Source organism: Polynucleobacter sp. MWH-Loch1C5, from assembly GCF_018881775.1.
Lineage (GTDB): Bacteria > Pseudomonadota > Gammaproteobacteria > Burkholderiales > Burkholderiaceae > Polynucleobacter.
The window spans coordinates 1-258 of record NZ_JACVPR010000007.1; the positions used below are offsets into that span (position 1 = coordinate 1).

Genomic DNA, 258 nt, shown 5'->3' on the forward strand with positions numbered 1-258 from the left:
TAGGTGTTACGGCTGCAGGTACATTTGATAATAAAAATGCAGGTAGCGGCAGGACGGTAACTATTGCATATACATTGGCAAATGGTAGTAATGGTGGTTTAGCAACCAACTATAGTTTGTCTAGTGGTACAACTACTGCAACTATTAATGCAAAAGCATTAACAATTACGGGCTCTACTGCCTCAAATAAAACTTATGACGGTAATACAACTGCGACGGTAACTGCAGGAACTTTGAGTGGTTTAATTGGCAGTGAGA

The 258-nt window shown here is 39.9% G+C and carries 1 protein-coding gene; it reads left to right on the top strand.

The features are described from left to right. Window positions 1-258, top strand: a 258-nt coding sequence (locus tag ICE94_RS08545) for a YDG domain-containing protein (RefSeq protein ID WP_216151142.1), incomplete at both ends; no start/stop codon positions are given.